Raw genomic sequence first — 577 nt, forward strand, 5'->3', positions numbered from 1 at the left:
TGAGCTTTGTGTGCGTTCGGATTTTGGCAACGGATCGTGTTTTAGCTTTAGTTTGCAGTTGCCTAAACGAAGTCAGCCTCATTCTGAACCGGTAGAACTGAATGCAAATCGACTATTGTTGATTGATGATTATCAACCACGCGTGGAACACTTGATGCGCTTAGCTAAAGAGATTGGCATCGAGGTGACTCATCGCAACGATTGGTCTGCGGCGCAGTCTTTGGGCAGAGATTTGGACGATTTTGACCGCATCATCGCGAGCGTGAATAATGCTCAGGATAGAGATGCGCTCTATGATCTTGATGCGACAGAATCAGCCGCCAAACGGGTACTGTTTCTCGCCCCTTGCGTGATGGAGGAAGGACAGGCATGGTCGTGCGAACGGGATCGTTTACTGCCGCAACCTGTCACGCAGCATAAACTGCAAACTCTGCTTTCTAGCAAAATACAAAAGCGTCGAGCGCTTTCCTCACAAGACAATCCAGATTTTTCTAATTTGCACCTTTTGGTTGCAGAAGACAGCCATATCAACCGAATCTTGATTGAAAAAATGTTGCAAGACACCGGTGTGAAACTG

At 47.1% G+C, this 577-nt stretch carries 1 pseudogene; it reads left to right on the top strand.

From position 1 onward, the window contains the following. Window positions 1–577 (top strand): annotated as a pseudogene (locus R7P64_RS24440) (hybrid sensor histidine kinase/response regulator); the annotation flags it as partial.

The organism is Vibrio sp. 2304 (assembly GCF_033339475.1).
Classification (GTDB): domain Bacteria; phylum Pseudomonadota; class Gammaproteobacteria; order Enterobacterales; family Vibrionaceae; genus Vibrio; species Vibrio alginolyticus.